Below are 518 nucleotides of genomic sequence, written 5' to 3'. Positions count from 1 at the left end.
ACGGTGACCCACACCTACACCACGACAACCGGCAGTCCGTTCACCATCAGCGCCTCCTACGGCGGTGACAGCAACTTCGTCTCCTCGACCGGCACGGACACCCAGACGGTGAGCGCTGCTGGGACCAGCACCACGGTGGTTTCGTCGCCGGATCCGTCGGTGGTGGGGCAGTCGGTGAGCTTCACGGCGACCGTGGCGCCGGTGGCGCCGGGTGCGGGCACGCCGACGGGCACGGTCACCTTCGACTTCGGTGACGGCAGCGCGACGGTGACGGTGCCGGTCGCCGGCGGTACCGCGACGGTGACCCACACCTACACGACCACCACGGGCAGCCCGTTCACGGTGACGGCCACCTACGGTGGGGACAGCAACTTCGCCCCCTCGACCGGCACGGACACCCAGACGGTGAGCGCGGCCGGGACCAGCACCACCGTCGTTTCGTCGCCGGATCCGTCGGTGGTGGGGCAGTCGGTGAGTTTCACTGCCACCGTGGCGCCGGTGGCGCCGGGTGCGGGCAC

General features: G+C 70.7%; 2 protein-coding genes. One reads left to right on the top strand and one right to left on the bottom strand.

From position 1 onward, the window contains the following. Positions 1-56 precede the first annotated feature (56 nt). Positions 57-311, bottom strand: a complete 255-nt coding sequence (locus ACX28W_RS44050; RefSeq protein ID WP_459005715.1) for a hypothetical protein — start codon at positions 309-311, stop codon at positions 57-59. Here ACX28W_RS44050 and ACX28W_RS44045 point away from each other — a divergent pair. Further along, positions 193-518, top strand: a 326-nt coding sequence (locus tag ACX28W_RS44045; protein ID WP_459005714.1) for an Ig-like domain repeat protein, incomplete at its 3' end; no start/stop codon positions are given. The genes ACX28W_RS44050 and ACX28W_RS44045 overlap by 119 nt on opposite strands.

The organism is Streptomyces sp. SD15 (assembly GCF_054462255.1).
The sequence above is the reverse complement of the archived record's forward strand: the minus strand, read 5'-3'. Positions and strand labels throughout refer to the sequence as shown.